This is a genomic window from Streptomyces sulphureus DSM 40104 (genome assembly GCF_000381025.1).
Taxonomy (GTDB): Bacteria; Actinomycetota; Actinomycetes; order Streptomycetales; family Streptomycetaceae; genus Streptomyces; species Streptomyces sulphureus.
Map to the genome: position 1 here is coordinate 319,704 of NZ_KB905819.1, position 17,889 is coordinate 337,592.

Annotated in this window: 11 protein-coding genes; 2 read left to right on the forward strand and 9 right to left on the reverse strand. The window is 64.3% G+C overall.

Annotated features, from left to right (window positions below):
- Positions 1 to 66 precede the first annotated feature (66 nt).
- The 4 genes from F603_RS0120670 to F603_RS32495 form a co-directional block, all read right to left on the reverse strand.
- On the reverse strand, positions 67 to 864 hold the full coding sequence (locus F603_RS0120670; RefSeq protein WP_019547876.1) for a class I SAM-dependent methyltransferase: 798 nt from the start codon (positions 862 to 864) through the stop codon (positions 67 to 69).
- A gap of 177 nt (positions 865 to 1,041) precedes the next feature.
- The gene (locus F603_RS0120675) at positions 1,042 to 2,097 is read right to left on the reverse strand and encodes a radical SAM protein (protein WP_019547877.1); all 1,056 of its coding nucleotides are present in this window, start codon (positions 2,095 to 2,097) and stop codon (positions 1,042 to 1,044) included.
- Positions 2,098 to 2,160: 63 nt separating this feature from the next.
- Entirely contained in the window at positions 2,161 to 2,703 is a 543-nt protein-coding gene (locus F603_RS0120680) for a class IV adenylate cyclase (RefSeq protein ID WP_019547878.1), read from the reverse strand.
- A gap of 355 nt (positions 2,704 to 3,058) precedes the next feature.
- Positions 3,059 to 3,499 carry a hypothetical protein gene (locus F603_RS32495; RefSeq protein WP_211231107.1) on the reverse strand — a complete coding sequence of 147 codons (441 nt, stop codon included), beginning with the start codon at positions 3,497 to 3,499 and terminating at the stop codon, positions 3,059 to 3,061.
- Positions 3,500 to 3,702: 203 nt separating this feature from the next.
- Here F603_RS32495 and F603_RS0120690 point away from each other — a divergent pair, with 203 nt between their 5' ends.
- Positions 3,703 to 4,971, forward strand: coding sequence for an NsdA family TPR-like regulatory protein (locus F603_RS0120690; RefSeq protein ID WP_026328591.1), 1,269 nt, complete (start codon positions 3,703 to 3,705; stop codon positions 4,969 to 4,971).
- Here the strand turns inward: F603_RS0120690 and F603_RS0120695 are convergent.
- The 5 genes from F603_RS0120695 to F603_RS0120725 form a co-directional block, all read right to left on the reverse strand.
- A complete protein-coding gene (locus F603_RS0120695) occupies positions 4,952 to 5,611 on the reverse strand; it encodes an HAD family hydrolase (protein WP_026328592.1) in 660 nt (219 codons plus the stop codon). The two genes, F603_RS0120690 and F603_RS0120695, sit on opposite strands and share 20 nt — an antisense overlap.
- A 154-nt stretch (positions 5,612 to 5,765) precedes the next feature.
- A complete protein-coding gene (locus tag F603_RS34225; RefSeq protein WP_078503710.1) occupies positions 5,766 to 8,225 on the reverse strand; it encodes a DEAD/DEAH box helicase in 2,460 nt (819 codons plus the stop codon).
- Positions 8,222 to 9,805: a site-specific DNA-methyltransferase gene (locus F603_RS34230; RefSeq protein ID WP_078503711.1), complete on the reverse strand. Its 1,584-nt coding sequence runs from the start codon at positions 9,803 to 9,805 to the stop codon at positions 8,222 to 8,224. Before F603_RS34230 ends, F603_RS34225 begins: the two co-directional genes overlap by 4 nt.
- Positions 9,806 to 10,325: 520 nt before the next feature.
- Positions 10,326 to 11,696 (reverse strand): hypothetical protein, encoded by a 1,371-nt coding sequence (locus tag F603_RS0120720; protein WP_245600856.1) that lies wholly within the window; start codon positions 11,694 to 11,696, stop codon positions 10,326 to 10,328.
- A gap of 482 nt (positions 11,697 to 12,178) precedes the next feature.
- A complete protein-coding gene (locus tag F603_RS0120725) occupies positions 12,179 to 12,577 on the reverse strand; it encodes a hypothetical protein (RefSeq protein ID WP_019547886.1) in 399 nt (132 codons plus the stop codon).
- Positions 12,578 to 13,610: 1,033 nt separating this feature from the next.
- Between F603_RS0120725 and F603_RS32505 the strand changes: the two genes are divergently transcribed.
- Positions 13,611 to 16,817, forward strand: coding sequence for an RHS repeat-associated core domain-containing protein (locus tag F603_RS32505; protein WP_019547887.1), 3,207 nt, complete (start codon positions 13,611 to 13,613; stop codon positions 16,815 to 16,817).
- The last annotated feature ends 1,072 nt before the right edge of the window (positions 16,818 to 17,889 follow it).

Consider the following 17,889-nt stretch of genomic DNA (forward strand, 5'->3'; position numbering starts at 1 on the left):
CGTTCAGCTTGGACGCGGCGCGTGGTGCTGTCAGGCTCCCGTACCAGCGCCCGCCGCTGTCGGCCGTCACGTCTGGCTCCGCCGGCCGAGGCGGATGAGGAACTCGTTGTCCTCGGGGAAGGTGTCGTCGTCGCTGAACTCGGCGAGTCGCTGCTTCACCGCGGCTTCGAATTCCCCCAGGCGGTCCCCGAAGAGGTGGGGTGCGGCGAAGGTCGTGGAGTAGAGGTAGCCGAGGATCGTCTCGGCGGTCCAGGTCCGCTGGACGGGGATGAGTACTTCCTCGACCTGGTCGAACGGCGACTCCTCCATGATCTCGCTGTAGGGGCGGTTGTGGTGCCGGAAGGTTCCTGAGCCTGCACGGCGTTCCTCACCGAGGAACGTCTTGATCACGCCGCGGACCGCCTCTTTCCAGGGACTGCCGACGGTCCAGAAGCTGTTGTCACCGAAGATCGCAACAGCGCCGTCGGGAGCGACCTGGTTGTCCAGAAGACGCAGCACGGTGGGCTGGTCGAGCCAATGGAAAGCGCGGCAGATGGTGACGAGGCCTGCCTTCCAGCCGTCAGGCGGTACGAAGTCCTCGGCGGTGCTTTCCACGAGCGTCAAGTGAGAGTGCTCGGGCAGTTCCGGACGGAGCGCCGATGCAGCGACGGCGAGCATGTCGGCGTCGTTGTCGACGGCGATGATGTCGTCGAACCGGCCCAGCAGCGCCTCAGCGACAAGTCCGGTGCCGGTGCCGAGGTCCAAGAGCCGTCGCGGGGCGTTCGCCTGGGCCGGGCTGGCTTGATCCAGGACAGCTGCGACGTCCTCGGGGATGCCGGGGCGGAAGCGACGGTAGTAGCTGGCGGTTCCGGTGAAGAGGCTCACGTGTCGCTCCGTAGCGCGAGGTGCGTTGTGGTCGGTGCCACGAGGCGGCTGAGCTTCCGCCGGGCGTGTATCCGGCAGAAAGTATGGCCCCAGGAGCGCCAGGGACGGAGGACGGTGCTCCTGGGGCCTGCCCGCCTCCGCCGGGGGCGGGAGACGGGAGATGGTTGACCGGGCAGGTCACGGCCTCTGGGAAGGGACCTCGCTGGCCGGGTACTGGCGTCGAAGACGCTCTTCTTCGCTACGGCGCAGTTCCCGGACCTCGTTGCGGAGCTGGCTCATGACGAATTCGCCGAGGGTGACGCAGAGGTCCATGCGCTGGATGCACACGCCGACCATGAACGGGCCCTGCTGGGCGCGGTACAGGCGGATGCCGTAGTAGCCCTCTTCGCAGTCGGTGCCGTTGTTGAACCGGCAGCCCTCGCAGGTGTCGGGCAGCCGTACGGGCCGGATCTGCTTGACGTACATGCTGCGGCCGTCGGGCAGCCGGTAGCGGGTGCGCCAACCCGATGCACCGGCGGTGATGAACCGGCGTTCGGGCACTGCGCCCAGCTCGTGCAGCACCGTACGTATCGCGTCGAGGGACTCCTGCCCGTCGGCCAGGGAGTTGAGCAGTCGCATGGAGGTGCGGTGGCCGTGTTCCTCCACCAGCCGCAGCACGCGGTCGATGTGCGCGGGTCCGGGGACGACGATGTTCGCCGAGGCCTGCAGGCCGCAGGCTGCGGCGGTCTCGATGGCCTCGCCCAGCTCCTGGATCTTGCGCTGGGCGAGGCGTGCGGAGCGGTATTTTCCGCCCTGGACGGAGGCCAATTCCTCGGCGGTGGTACCGAAGACGCTGAAGTTGACCCGGTCCAGGCCGGCCTTAGCGCACTCGGGCAGGACCGCGGAACCGTTCTTGCCGTTGGAGGTGATGCCCACGGTGAGGCCGACCTGCCGTGCCACGCGCACCATGTCCGGCAGCCGGGGATGGAGGGTGGGTTCGCCGCCGGTGAAGTGCACCTCATCGGTCTCGACCGTGCCGCACACGGCGGCGAGGGCGAGCGCGAAGTCGGGTCTGGGTTCGAGGCGGGCCGGGGTGAAGTCCGCCCCGTTGGTGGCCAGATAGATCGATGTCCGGCCGGTGGGGCGGGTCGTCACGCTGTCCGCGGTGACCGGGGTGCCTTCGTTGTGGCAGAAGGTGCAGGCCAGGCCGCAGTTGTCGAGGATCTTGACGCGCACAGTGCGGTCGGGCTGCACCTCGGTGGGGAGTTCGTCTGCGATGTCGTGGGGGGAAATGGCCTTTCACCTCCCGGTAGGGGTTCAGCTGGGGAAGCGGAGTTCCTTGATGGCTGTCAGGTCGTGCCCGTAATGGGTGTAGATGCCGGTCGTGTTGACGGAGGTGAGGGCGTCGGGGTCGAGGCCGAGGTGCTTGGCGGTGTCACGGACCTCGTCGGCACTGTCGCCCTCGATCTCCAGGTACGGAGGGATCAGCGGCCAGGAGTCGATCTCCAGGCGGACGGTGCCGAGCAGATAGGAGCTGCGGTGGTTTTCCTGGTACGCCTTGGCCGTGAAGCCCATGACGCGCAGCAGCGCGTGGGTGTCCTCGAAGCTGGAGACGGTGACCTCGACCTCGTGGGTGCCGTCGATCTCGTCGCTGGTGATCTGCTTCACGCACAAGGTGGCCTGGTCTCCGTCCTGGCGCAGGCGGATCCATTTGGAGGTGTCGCCGGGTGCGATGTCGTAGACGTAGCGGCGCATCATGCGGTCGGCGACGTGCTCTCCTCCCCGGTGCCGGATGGTGGCCTGGATGGCCTCGATGTCGATGTCCAGGGCCTTGGCCTCGTACTCGGTTGTCAGCGCCATGCGGTCCTCCTACAGGTCTGGAACAGGCAGAACGTTCGTGGTGATCAACGAGGTTGGGAGGGGCAGGAGTCGTGTGACGGGTGACGACTGCCGCTGCGCCTCTGCGAGGTGTCCCGGGCTATGGGAGCTGAGGGCCCGGGCGCGCCTGGAGGCAGGACATCAGGGGCACCCGGACTGGTCTATGAGGTGGCGGGAGCATCGGGGGCTTCCGCTGTTGGGGCGTCGGCCGCAGGGTCTTGGCTTCGCTCGTGGTCCGCGACCGAGACCAGTCCTCCGAGAGCGAGGAACGAACCGAGGGCCCACACCAGGGCAAGGGCGTTGCCCAGCCGGTCAGTTCCGTCGGCGCGAGTGCTCATCAGACCTCCTCGCCCTCGGACTGCGACCGGCTGCCCACGTGTTGGCGTTCATGGCCCAGAAGCGTGGTTACGGCGTACTCGACGGCTGCACGGAGCATGTCCCGGTCCGTGATCAGGCGGCCGTCGACGGGGCGGATGTGCCAGTGCGGTCCTGGCCCCTGCACGCGATGTGCCGGCGGCACCACGAGATGCTGCGTCACTCCGAGGGGACGGGTCTCTGTCACCTCCCAGCCGGCTGTTTCGCCCGGACGCAGGAACCAGTACAGGGCCGGCTCCCGCGGATCTTCGATCACCGCCCCGTTGCAGGGGCCGAGGATGCGCAGTGCGCGCAGCCCGATATGACGGGGAACGCGGATGGCGTCCCAGTCGAAGCCCGCTGCCTGGAGTTGGCACTCGGCGATCGTCTGCAGGGCGGGTGGTCTGGTGGTGTCTGGGGTCATGAGGCACTGGCTCCTCGCCGCGCTGTAGCGCAGGGTCGTCTTCAGTGCTGCCATCCTGAATCCGCGACCCAGGCAATTCGAGGGCTTTGAGGGGACGTCAAGAGGACTCTTACAGGGCTTAGTTGACGCTCGTCGGGTATCAGCAGGCCAAAAGTAGGTCCTTCGGTGGCACCCTCGGGGGCAACACCGTTCGGAGGTAGCTCATGTCCCGCCCCTCAGGAAACGCCCGTCTCAAGTCCGCCCGTGTGGCTGCTGGTTACAACTCGCAGCAAGCCCTCGCCGACGCCATCACCCAGACCGCCCCGCAACTCGGCATCCGGGGCCTGGCCGTCGGGGTACGCCAGATCCGCCGCTGGGAATCGCCAGCTCCACCCTGGCCCCAGCCGGACATCCGGCGCGTGCTCACCCAGCTGCTCGGTCAGACCATGGAAGAGCTCGGCTTCACCCCACCCTGGGGCGCAGACGAACCCGCACCTGCCCACGCTGTCCACCCGCCGCGCCCGGCCTCCGCATCGGGCCTGACAGCCGTCCCGGCCCAGACTCCGGCAACTGCACAACCCGCAAGTGTGGGCCGTGACTTCGAAGCGGTCACCCGCGCCCACCGACACCTGTACTGGTCCGTCACACCAGCGACCTTGCACCCGGCCGTCCTGGAACACGCCCGGCTCGGCTGCGCACTGCTGCCCGAGACCGCGGACCCCGGCCGCCGCCGGCTCGCTGCGGCCCTGGCCGAGTCCTACCTCCTCGCCGGACGCATCGAGTTCTTCGACCTCCGCCAGCCCGACCAGGCCGGCGACACCCTCCTGCGCGCCCTCCAGGCAGCAAGCGAGGCCGACGACCCCCTGTTGGGGGCCGCGATCCTCGCCCACACCGCGTTCATCCCCGGCTGGGCCGGCGACCGGGACAGCGCGGCCGAGCGCATGGTCGCCGCCCGCACCTACGCCCGCCGCGGCCCCGCCTCCGCCGAGTTCTGGGCCTGGCTGGACGCCGTCGAGGCCGAATGCGAGACCCGCTGCGGACACCCCCGCACCGCCCTGCGCCTCCTCACTCACGCAGAGGACACCATCGCGACCGGCTCCGAACACGCCTCCCCGGAGTGGATGGACTGGTTCAGCCCCGTACGCCTCGCGGCCTTCAAAGGCAACACCCAGCTCCGAGCCGGCCACCTGCCCCAAGCCCGCGAAACCCTCCGTCACGCGCTGGACGAGCTGCCCGCCGACCACAGCAAGCAGCGCACCGTCATCCTCGGCGACCTCGCCGCCGTCGAAGCCGCCGACAGCAACGCCGAACACGCCTGCGCCTACGCCTTCCAGGCCCTCGACCAGCTCGCCCGCACCTGGTACGCCACCGGCATGGACCGCATCCGGGAAGTGCGCCGCGCCCTCGCCCCCTGGCACAACCAGCAGTGCGTGCGCGACCTCGATGACCGGCTCTATGACTGGGGCACCACCGTCAGCGCTCTCCAGCGTTGAACTTCCCCACCCGCTCCGGCAGTTCAGCCAGCGAATCGATCCGCATGGTGGCGACCCTGTCCGCCTCGGGATCGTGCTGCTGGATCGTCCCCCACGGCCCGCGCCGGATCAGCGCCGTCAGCAACCCCGACCGGGCAGCAGGGCGGATGTCGTTGTCGAGGCGGTCACCGACATAGAGAATCTCCCCGGGCTCGGCCGGCGTCGCCTCCACCACGTGCTCGAAGAAGGCCACATCCGGCTTCGACGCACCCCAGTCGTCACTGGTCGCGATCAAGTCCGCCGGCAGATCCAGCCCACGCAGCAACCCACCTGCGTGCACGGTCTGATTCCCCGCGATCCCGACCCACAGCCCAGCCTCACGCAACGCCGTCAGAGCCGGCCGCACATCCGCATACAGATCGTCCTCGCCGAACCACTCCGGCTTCCCTGCTTCGGCCCGCCGCGCCCGCTCCTGATCCAAGTCGAAGCCCGGCCGGAACACTTGGAAGGTCTCCCGGTAGTCGCGCCCCTGCGCGATGACCGCCCCGAACATCGACGCGAAGGTATGCCGCGGCACCCCCAGCCAGTCAGCCCAGGTCCCGTACTCCCGGGTCTCATCCACCAGGCACTCACCAACATCGAACACCACAGCGCGAATCATGAGGGGATCGTAGGACACCACTGCTTGGACACAAGCCGTGGTGCCCTATCGCTGCTTTAGCCGACTTCAGCAGTCTCTGGTCAGACTGTGGGGGTACATCGAGTGGACCACAGACTAATGCAATAACTCCCGTTCTCCGGGGAGGAACCGTCAGTCACAGCTCGGGCTTGGTCCGTGCCAGCAGTTCTTCCCAGGTCTTGGCCTGCTTGATGTGGGTCTCGGTAGCGAGAACGTAGCGCCAGGTGCCGAAGGTGCCGCTATCGCGGACAAATCGTGCCCACTCCTCAGCGGCGGTCTTTTTATCGAGCACGTCACTATCCCGGGCGTCACGGTCGGACTTTCCTTCCACGACCCAGTACACGTCGTCGGTATCGAGCACAATGAAGTCCGGGTAGTATTTTTTCCCGTTGTCCCGCTCTATCCACACTTCTCCCGGCTCATAGAGCCGCAACCACCATTGAACGGCCTGTGAACTATCGAAAAGCGCCGCCAACGCCCACTCAGTGGTGCGGGCGTCGAAGCTCGCCAAAGGTTGGATTGAACGGCCCCAGTCCCCATACCAGCGCCCTTTAGTGAAGTTATCCCAACGCGATCCGACGTCACTAGGCATTGCGCGACGGACCGGCACTTCAACAGTGCGGAAGGCCCACTGGGGGTTCAAACGGCGCGTGTTGTAACTGGACTCGACCAGCCCCGCGATGCTCTGCACCGCTTGCTGAGTGCGCCGCTCACTCCACCACGCCTCGTCGTCCTCATCGGACACCCCAGCTCCAAGGAGGAACTGCTTGGCGATCCGTTCGGCAGCGTTAACCTCGGAGAGGGACGACTCGACCAAACCGAGGTCTAGGATGCGGTCTTCAATATCAGCGCGCACTTCCGATACCGGCACGTAACGTTGAGTCGCATCTTCCTCCTCGACTTGCTGCGCTCGTATGGCCGTCTTGCCGTGTATGTCGCGATCTGCCATGAGCGCTTGCCGCTTCAGGTGCACTGGGAATTCGCGTTCGAAACCCCGACCTTCGGCTTGTGCGGCAGCATTATCTACGTAACTCAGCGAGAACTGAACCGGCAGAACTTCTCGCTCCCGGCGAGGGAATTTGATCGAAGGCGCCCCTTCAACCTTGTACAAAATTTGGGTGGCCGCCTGCTGGTCACGGTCGTGTTGGGCTTCTGTGGCCTCGAACGACGCGAGTTGGAGCAGCTCGGAGCCATCTACGGTTTCGCCATTTATGATCCGGGGCTCGCCGACCAGGTGCAGCTTGCCTTGATCCTCGCTCTCACGTACATCGGCCACGTCAGACTGCTGCTGACCGAAGGGAAGCGGCTGCGAGGCTTCGGCTCCAGTGGAGCCTGAGGCAGGCTTTGGGGTTAGCGAAGATGGGGCCACTTGTTGAAGCAGGGCGTCCTTTTGTTGCAAGAGACGGCGGTAAGAGTCGTGCGCCACTAGATCCACTTGATCGACGGCGGGCACGCCAACGCGTGCGCCAAACGGAAGCCGTAGACCACGCCCAAGTACCTGTTCCGTCAGCGTCTGCGAAGCCAAAGCGCGGTAGCCGACAATGACACCGATGTTCTTGACATCCCAGCCTTCTTTCAGCTTGTCAACGCTCACGACCGCACGCACTGGAGAATCGGGGGACTCAACCGCCGCTAGCTCAGACAGGGCTTTATCCGTTGACTGGGATGTGACCAGAAGTACCTCACCCTCGTTGGGTAGGTATTTTTCGCTGGAGAGGATATTTGCGACGCGTTCAGCGTCGCGGATTTCTTGACAGACGACAAACAGGACCGGTGTGACGTTAGTTCGACTGTTGTGCTCGGCCCAAGCCCGCCACACCGCTTCCTTACGTTCCCGCAGGTGACAAGCGTCGGCGAGTTGAGTCTCGATGTCCTTCAAACCGTCTTCGCGATAGACGATGACCGGGATCTTTACCAAACCGTCCGCGATCGCCTCGGCCAAGCTGTATCGGTAGCACACCTTGTCCAGGTCTGCCTCGTCAGGTGTAGCTGTCAGACCCACGAGTGCCCGTGGCTGAAGATCGCGAAGAGCAGCACCGAACGCTTTGGCACTGGAGCGGTATACGTGATGCTCATCTGCGATCACGATTAGGTCGTCGACTTCACGCAAATGGTCGTAAAGCCCCTGGCCGATAAACTCGTCAGTATTCCGAGTCTTTCGGGACATTTTCGCCGTTGGGCGAATCAACTGCTGCACGTTAAACACGAACAACTTGAGCACGTCATCGTTGTGCAGCGCGTCGCCAACCTGGCCGCGTGAGAAATTCTCTGAAGTGATCAGTAGCGGTTGGTACTCTGCGCCGGGAACAAACTTTGCGTGTCCGGGGGTGAAGTTATCGACCGTCTTGTCTTGGATCGTTGTGCCTGGGGTGACGATGAGCACGTTGCGTACACCCTGTGCAGCAAGATACTCGACTAGCGCAGCGGCCAAATAGGTCTTACCTACACCAGTTGCGAGGTCACACACCACCTCGCGGAGATCACCGTCTTCGATCTCCTTGGCCACTGCTGAGAGAGCGTTTGCGTTTGGCTCTCGGAGGTCCATCCGTGCCCGGATCTCTTCAATCAGGGCGGCATCGTAGGGCAGCCAACTCACCGAACAACCTTTCCACGACGGATCAGATCGCGAGGTGCTTTCAGCAACCGTGATCCTTTGCTCAGGTCGCGAAGCGCCTGTTCAGTTCCCGGCGCTGCTCCCTTGGCAACTACCGTTACCCGCTCATCTTCATTGAGGTACGACACGATTGATGCCACCACCACTTCATCAGCGATGCCATCTACAACGGCGAGACGGACGCGTCCCTTCACGCCTACAAATGGACCCTCAGGTTGATGGACAAATCCAAGTTGCGCAGCCACAGCTTGGTCAAAATCATCCCCCTTTGCCCAGTCAGCCAGCACCACGCGATGCCCGACGCGCTCGTAAAGTGATGACCCAACTCTCAATTCTTGAAATCCGCCACCCCCAGACCAGGCAATCTGTTCGGTGATACCGCCAGGATCCTTGCCGGCGACTACTTTTTCAAGTCGTGCCCTGGTGAAGTTCTCCACGTTTTCGGGTGACAATTCGACGCCGACCCATTTGCGGCCCATTTTGTGTGCGACAGCGGCTGTGGTTCCAGAACCAGCAAAGCAGTCGAGCACGATATCGCCGGGCTCGGTCGTCATTTGAATGATTCGTTGAATCATCGTTTCTGGCTTCGGCGTCGCAAAGACATTTCCAACAAGTCTGCGAACCTCTTCCTTGCCATTTCGAACGAATCCAACTTCCTCCGGGTGCCATACTGACGATGGCACCCGTCCGCCCTGAACCTCGCTCAAGTACCTCTTCAGGTATGGCAGGCTGTCGCCTTTCGCCCCCCAGTAAATACGTCCGTCGGCGTCAAGCTCGTCCAGTTTCTCTTTCGAAATCGACCAGTAGCGACCCTTCATGGGGCCTGAGATTACACGTCCACTTGGAGTGGTGACAGGGTACATCCCTTTGGAGTAGTAGTTTCGCGCAGAAACGTCAGTCCTTCGCCAAGGCCCTCGTGGGTCGTTATCCGGATTTACGTACGCTTTATCCATCGCTTCCGTACGCGGAAGCTGTTTGATGACGAGGTCCTCAAGGCGCTTCGCGAATACGAGGATATAGTCGTGGTCGGCGGACATGTGTACTGCGCTGTTCCGCGGATCATTGCGGCGTTTCCATACAACGGATGCGAGGAAATTTCCTCGGCCAAAAATTTCGTCCATCAGGACACGGCAATATGCCATTTCGGCATCATCTAGATGCACCCACACTGAACCGTCTGACGCGAGTAGGTCGCGGATTAGTAGCAGCCGCTCGCGCATCATCCCAAGCCATACTGAATGCTCCAGCGCATCGTCGTAATGCTCAAACGCCTGGCCTGTGTTGAACGGAGGGTCGATATAGACGAGCTTGACTTTCCCGCGATACCGTTTAGCGTACTCGGGAGTTCGACTCAATGCCTGCAAGGCGTCGTAGCTATCGCCCTGAATGAGCAAGTTGTCCTCGGCTGTGCCGCTGACCTCTCCCATGTGGCCTGTCTGTTGGAGCAGGCGCACTTCAGTCACACGCGGGTCATCGCGTTCGATCCACTCATACCCGCCGTCTCCGTCTGGCACGAGGGCCTGGTGCTTATTGACCCACGACAGGGCGAGGCGACCGGCCATGTGTACCCCTTAGTTTCTTGGCTACCGGCCAACACAGTAGCGGGCGTATGCCTTCGTCGGGTGCAGCGGCTGCATCTTCCTGCCAACAAGGGAGGCATCACTCCTGGAGGAGGTCGAGGGCGTGCCTCCCGATGCCCCTGTCCGTGCCCCCTCACCGCACACGTGACTGCAGCCGTGAGAGCGGACGGCAATAGCGGCTCGTCAGGCGAGCCGGACCTCGGTCGAAATGGTTGGGGCTCTTCCCCAAGTTGACGTCCGCTTCTGTCTCGGTTGGGTAGCCACAGCAGTCAGGCCAGCACGGTTCTAGCCGCAACGCCCAGGTTAGGCCCAGCAGGTTGCACGCTGTCGTCACGAGCGCGTCCATCACCGAGGCCGCACACGAGGCAGCGGGCCCAGCGGACGATCGGTCGCTGAATGGCGATGAGCGCCTCGGTTTAACGCTTCAGAGCCTCGTCGCACCCTGGCCATGGCGCCTAGGCAGGGGCATGTGGCCGTGAGGGATGTCGGTAGACGGTCTCCATCAGTAGGAGCCCCAGGGAGAGTCGTGCGCTTCTGGACCGTGCGGTCCCCAGCCCTTCAAGTAGGGCTTCAGCTCTTCGGGCTTCGGCTCTTGGGGAGGGGGCTTGGTCGGTAGCCGGTGCAGGGGGTCGAGCCGCTGGATGTAGCCGTGTGCCCACGTCAGCCATTCCCTTGCTGAGGCAGCCTCTTCCTCCTCGTCTTCGCCTGCCTGAGCCAGGCGGTGTTCCAGCGCTTCGCAGTAATCACGGAGGGCTGTTGCCTCCCGCCACTTCCTGGCTTGTTCAGTGAGCGCGCTCGCCAACTGCGCTTCGACGGCCTTCTCTTTCGCTCTGTCCATGGCCTCTTGCCAGCGGACCTTGCGGTCGGTCCGCGCGCGTTCCTCATCAACCTTGCGCTGGGCATCCTCTACGGCCCGGGTCTCGACCTCCTGGAGCACAGCGCCGAGGACGTCCTCCAGCTTCCATCGCTTGCGGTCGCCCCACTGGCGGCGCCGGTCGGACCGGCCGTAGCCGAGATCGATCACGAGCTTCGACGCTCGCTCGGCATCCTCGGACTGGGGGAACTCCTTCTTGATGGTGACTGTGTACGTGAAGTCCCCGACGTCCAGAGTCACCTCCCCTTCGTGCCGTGAGTAACGCGAGGGAATGTACTGGCCGTTGTAGGAGTAGTAGGCGTGGCTTCGGTGGTAGTCGGCGACCGGGTGTTCCTTCACCTGGTGACCCCGTCGCACGGCTTCGGCCGCCAACCCCTGGAGCAGCAGGAGAGCGCGACGGCGCATCGCCGCCGGCATCACCAGTCGGTCTCGGTCCTCTCGAAGGGCGGCTACCACCGGATGCGGCGAGCGCAGTTGGGACGGCACCGGGACTGTCGGGGTCTCGACCGGTGACTGCTTGTTCGTGTTGGGGTGAGGTCCGTTCAGGAGTGAAATCTGCAAGTCTCGGTCGGGGTTGAACTCTCGCATCTTCTCGATGCGCTTGCCCTCGGGGACGAAGCCGTGCCGCTTGGCGAAGTCGATGACCCGTCGCCGCTCCGTGACCTCTTCCTCGGTCGGGGCGGAGATGGTGACTCGCGGCTTGGTGGCGAGTTGCTCGATCAGCTGGGTCGCTTTTGCCCGTCGGGCGAGGGGGATGGGCCTCTCGCTGTACGGAGTTGGCTTCGTCGCCGCCTTCTTCGTAGACCGTGGCCCGCGCTTCGTCGTGGTCGGCCGTGTATCGCTGGCCCCCGCGTCCGGCGCCCGGGATGTACCAGCGGTCGAGGCGGTCGGCTTCTGCTCCGCGTGTGCAGGATCGTCAGGGTGGTGGCCGTGCTTGAGGTAGAACTTCCCGGCGTCGGTGACCTCCGCCAGGAGCTCCCCTTGCCGGCTCCTGATCACCAAGAGGCCCCGGTCGCGCAGGGCGTAGGCCGAACGCCGTTGGCTTGCAGCCTGCTCGCTGAGGTTCTCGCCCGCATCGAGGCGGCCAAGGAGTGTACGTTGCCGATCGTTCAACGGAGACCAGCGATACATGCCGTCAGCTCACACCGGACTCCGTGCCGGGGCAATCACTCGTGAGGGGGAACGGAGCGCCCCTGGCAGGTGTTCTGCGGCGTTCCGTGCGTGAGCGATGCGTGAGCGGACGGGGCAGCACCCCATGGATCAGGGAGCACCGGTCACCAGAGCGCACGTCTCTGACCAGCTAAAACAGCACCCTGCCCCATCAACCACCACCACCCGTCATGATCATTCCAGCCCTCGTAATGCGTAGGTCGGGGGTTCGACTCCCCCAGGCGGCTCGTTTGAAGCCCAGGTCACACTTTGTGTGACCTGGGCTTTTTCGGCGTAGGGGAGTTGGGCTGTATTCCTCCCGCAGGCGGCGGCTAATACATCAGGATGCGCGTGGCGTCGAGCTGGTCCCCGACGGATTCGAAGTCTTGTGCGGCTTGCGTGGGGTCCGTGGTGGCGTCTTGGGCGCGGTGTTCGCCGAGGTCCGTCTGTGCCGGCAAGATGAGGGTCAGGCTGGCCTGGTCCGTGTCGAGTGCGACGTCATCCGTGCGCTGGTTGCGGTTAGTGTCTTCGAACGCGCGACTCGCTGGCACGCTCGCGCCGAATGTATGGACCACCGCAGCATGCGGCAGGCCGCGCGTGGGATCGTGGGCGCCGGCAATGCACTGGGGTGCGGCGACGACGGTCGAGCCACCGCGGAGCTTCTGTCCACCCTCGTCCTGACCGCAGCCGCCGCCGCCAACTTGCACACTGCTCGGCAGTATGTAGAGCAAGCAGCCGCAACCCCACCTGGCTGTCCGGCACCTGGACGCTGCTCCCCAGACCGCTGCCGGCACGCCGATACGTGTGATGGGCGACCAAGGAGGCCGCCTGCCCACCGTGGACCGGCACCGTCACGTCGGCGCCGTTGAAGCAGTCTCTTGCGACCGGACCGAGGAGCTGCGCTCCAAGCTCGGTTCCGATGCCCTTCTGGCTACGCTCGATCAGGCCCAGGTCACGACCTCAGCAGCGCTTCTGCAATGCGTCGTTGCTCGCCGTGTATTGCACACCGAGGAGGAGCGTCGTCGAGGTCCTCGTCTGGCGCAGGCACCGCCTCGGTGACCTCCCTGCACACCAACCACCGGCCCGTTCCACCGCGACAAGCGTGAAACAGCGGCCGCAAACCGCCCGTTCGAGAACCGTCGCACCCACCGAGGTCTCAACCGGCCCGAGTGCCGGCGGTGACGCAAGCAACAGGGAATGGCGTTTCATTTTCCAGGCATTCCCTGTGCGGCGGCGTTCTCCACTGACCGTGCAGGCGACCGAAGTGTCCGCGTGCGCCGACCAAGTGCTGGGCGTACCGGGCGTGTTCGGAGCGCTGGACGTCGGGCTCCTATAGACGACGTCCAGCGAGGGGGCACCCAAGCCGTCATCCGCGCGTGCCTGAGCGGACGTACCTGCGGTACGTCCGGTGTGCCGCAACCTCGCTTGAAGCAGGCGGCGTTGGCCGTTAGCAGCCCGCAAGAAAGCCAAAGACGACGCTTCGCTTGGGCGGAGGGTTGCAGAGATTCTCTGAGTAGAGCGGATTTGACATGTGTCTGCCACTTCATCGTGATGTCGGGGAGGTTTGGGTTTTTTCTGTGTGTGCAGTGGGTGGTGGTTGTGGAGATGGTGTGTGAGCGTGTGCGCTCCCAGTGACGTCCCGTCAGGCCGTCACGTGCTTTTTCCCGTGGGGGGAAGATGCGTTCTTCGAGTACGGGCATGCCGGTGTGGCGTGCCCGTTTTCGTGTGAGACCGGCGGCTGTCGCCGTCGCTACGATCCTCGCGTTGGCGGCGGGCGTGGTCCCGGCGGTCGCGGTGCCGCAGGCCGGTCCGTCCTCGTCGTGGGGCGAGGGCGGTGAGGCGGAGATACCGGCGGTGCGTTCCGGTTCGACGAAGGCGCCGGCTTCGCAGGACCAGGCCGAGCCGACTGCGGTGCAGGCCGCCTGGCGGACTGCGCAGAAGGCCCGCGTGGAAGGTGTCGGCCCGTCTGCGCGTGGGGGCGAGACGGCGTCGGATGATCCGGTCGCCGAAGGGCAGGGCGCCGTGCCGTGGCATGAGCTCTTCGACTTCCGGGTGACGGACGCGTTGGTGGCGCGGGTGGATTACTCGACGGGCAACCTGATGCTGGCGGCGACGGACTTCGAGGTGGCCGGCGTCGGCGACAGCCTCCAACTCGCCCGGACCTACAACTCGTTGGACGCCCCGTGGGGGAAGGTCTCGCAGCACTGGTGGCAGGGCTTTGAGCGCTACCTGCACCTGGCCGAGGACGAGGTGGTCCTCTATGACGCCACCGGCGATGCGGTGCGCTTCGAGCGTGAGGGGGACGGGTTCAGCACGCCGAAGGGCTACTCCAAGGACCTCGCCCAGGTCGAGGACGGCGGGTTCACGGTCACCGACCGCAAGTCGGGCGTGCGGGATCACTTCGATGAGCACGGCACCCTGACCGAGGTCACCGATCGCAACCACAACACCGTGCGCGTCGAGCAGCACGACGAGGGCGACGAGCACAAGGGGTTCAAGGTCACTGAGGAGCGCTCGGGCCGCAGCGTCGACCTGGTCAAGAAGGACGCCTCCCAGTGGCAGGCCAAAGACCACACCGGCCGCACTGCGGTCTTTGACCTCGACTCCGCGGGCGATCTGGTCAAGACGACGGACACCGAGAGCAAGGCGACCGAGTTCGGCTACGACGCCGACCGCCGCCTGACGAAGATCACGACGCCGGAGGGCCGGGTGACGCTGTTCACCTACGACTCCCACGACCGGTTGACGTCCTTTACCCGGGCCACCGAGTTCGACGGCGACGGGCACACGGGCCCGACCTTCCACCTGTCCTACACCGCCGCCACCCCGGGCGAGGCGGGGACCACGACGATCGCGGACCCGGACGGCGACGAGACGGCCTACAAGCACGCGGCGGCGGGCGAAGTCACCGAGGTGACCGACCCGTTGGGCCACTCACGGGCGCGCTCCTACGACGCCAACCGCAACGTGGCGACCGCCACCGACGCGATGGGCACCGGCAGTACGCCGGGGAACGTGACCGCCTACGGGTGGGACGCGCGCAACAACCCCACCTCGGCCGAGCTCCCCACCGGCGCCACCTCGGCGATGACCGGCTACCAGACGATCGCGGGCACCGATCTGCCCGGCAGCATGACGATGCCGGACGGCGAGCAGACCGACTTCTCCTATGACGCCCGCGGCAACACCACCAGCGTCGCCGTCCAGGGCGCCGGCGGCGGCGAACGCAAGACCGACTACAACCCGGCAGATCCCAAGTGCGGCGGGTTCGAGGGCCAGGTGTGCTCGACCACCGACGAGCGCGGCAAGAAGACCACCTTCGCCTATGACGACGAGGGCAACCTGACCACGGCAACCCCGCCGGACCCGATGGGCGAAACCACCTACACCTACGACGAGTTGGGTCGCCCGGAGACCGTGACCGACGGTCGCGGCGTGAAGACGGTCTACGTCTACGACCACCGCGACCGCATCACCAAGGTCTCCACCACCAACTCGACGGTGACCTACGCCTACGACGCGGATGGCAACATGCGCGAGCGCCACGACGCCACCGGCACCACCAAGTACGCTTTCGACCCGCTCTCCCGCGAAACCGTCCGCACACTCCAGGACGGCTCCCAAACCGTCCTGACCTACCACGCGGACGGGAACGTGGCGTCGTATGAAGACCCGGGCGGCACGACGACGTACACCTACGACGCCGCGAACCGGCTGACCGAACTCACCGCGCCCGGAGGGAAGAAGACCACCTACCGGCACAACAACAACGACGCCCGCACCGAGACCGCTTATCCGGGCGGCACCAAGCAGGCCGTCACCCTGGACGAGTCCAACCGCCCCACCCACATCAAGGCCACGTCCGGTGAGGGCACGCTGGTCGACCTCACCTACAGCTACACCTACGGAAACGGCACCGACGGCACCAAGATCCGTACAGTGAAGGATGCCGTCGCCGGCACCACCCGCAGCCACACCTACGACTCGGCCGGCCGTTTTTCCTTCGCGAAGGAGACCAAGAACGGCAAGACGAACAACAGTTGGCAGTACTGCTACGACACGGCGGGCAATCTCACCTCTCAAGGCATCCTGGAAGGCTGCCCTCGCGGGACGACGTACGACTACAACGACGCCTCCCAAATCACCGCGAAAAACGACGACCCCACCGGCTGGTCCCACGACAAGGCAGGCAACGAACTCGCCGCCGCCCCCACCCCGGAGACCGCCCGCACCAGCAACACCTGGTCGGACTTCTCCCAACTCACCGCCACCACCACGGGCGGCACGGACTACGAGGGCGAGTACGCCTCCACGGACAACAGCGAACGCGTCCGTTTCGGCGACACCCACTTCCACCAAGGACCGATCGGACTCGCCGCCACAACAACGGACGAGGTGGATACGGGATTCGTCCGCGAAGCCCAGGGCACGCTCAACTCCATGACCCGCGACGGCGAGAGCTACTACTACCTCACGGATGCGACCGGCAACACCGTCGCGATGGTGGATGAGGACGGAAAGCAGACCGCCGACTACTACTACAGCCCCCGCGGCGTCACCATCGCAGAAGAAAACCAAGGCACCAGCCAGCCCTACCGCTTCGCCGGCGCCTACCAGGACCCCACGACCATGTACCACATGGCCGCCCGCTACTACGACACCCGCACAGGCCGCTACACCCAACCCGACCCCAGCGGCCAAGAAACCAACCCCTACCTCTACGCCGCAGGCGACCCCGTCAACAACACCGACCCCACGGGTCTGTACTCATGGGACGATTTTAAAAGCGACATTGGCGCCGTCGTCGGTACGACCACCGTGGGTGCCGGCGCCGGAGGCGGGATTGGCTGCGCAGTCGGTTGGCTGATGGGTCCCCCCGGATGTGTCGCTGGCGGTACTGCAGGAGGATTTATAGGTGGTGGTGTAGGGGCAGTGGTGGGAACCGGCTTGGCAATCGGGGCACGCATATAATGCTCATCCGAGAGCCGAAGTCGCCAAACTAGTAATTGTGGTCGGGGAAGCCATAATGGCCTCCCCGACCAGCGTGGGTAGAAAGTGGCAGATTTTGAGCAAGCTAAATTTCCGCAAAAAACCTACAGGCGTAGCAGTTCACTTCCTTATCGCTTGCACCCTGTTGCTCTTTTGGGGGGTAGCGCTCGGGTACGGCATAAAGCGTGATAAATGGATACCAGTGGTCCTGGTATCCATTCTCCTGTCTTGCTCTATCGTTCTATTGATCCGGATTTTCGTGCGTGCAGAAGGAGGATTCTGGGGAAATTTCGCACCCCATCGTCGACCCTGGGCTTATTTGACTTATACCGTGACGAGTATTCTTGCCCTTGGATTCATTGTCTCGCTCATCCAGTCGCAATGGCTAGCGGCTTCGGGGTGCATAATCCTACTGGTTCTCCTTTGGGTGGCTCCTCTTAGGTGGCGATCCAAAGAATCCAATTCGAGTCAGTGAAATTTTCTCAGCGGAGGTCGTTTCCTCTCGGTGGCTCCTCGTGCCTAATCCCCAAGTAAGCAGCCGAGAGAGGTGGTGGGACGTCCTTATGCGCCCCCCCCCAACCCTCAATTGCCGACGAAAGCACAGAAGCGAGAGTCAATGAAAATTGAATTCATCATCCTCCTCGCGGTGGTGTTTGCTGTCGGTGCCCTATCTGCGATTGCCCCGCACGCCTTCATCAGGGCGGTAAGTAATATACCCCTCAAGAAGGGCGTCGGGGGTCACCATATCAGTCAAGCGAGGATCAAGTTTCTTCGTTTTCTCGGTATTCTTATCGTGCTCGGGGTTCCCTTTTTTGCGTTCCTCAGTCGAGATGCCAGGTGAAATCGATATCGGCCAGACAGGAGGAAATATCTAGTTAGGTCCATCGCCCGTGATGTTGGTCAGCGAATGTTCCCCATCCGCCCCAGTGTCAGACTGTCCAACCGGACGGGGAGACCTCAGGACGTTCAGCTCTGACAGCTTTTCTGCGACCGCTGGCACAGGGATCACGGTCCCAGCAGGCGCGGCTTCCCTTGCCGGTTGCGCCGTTGGCAA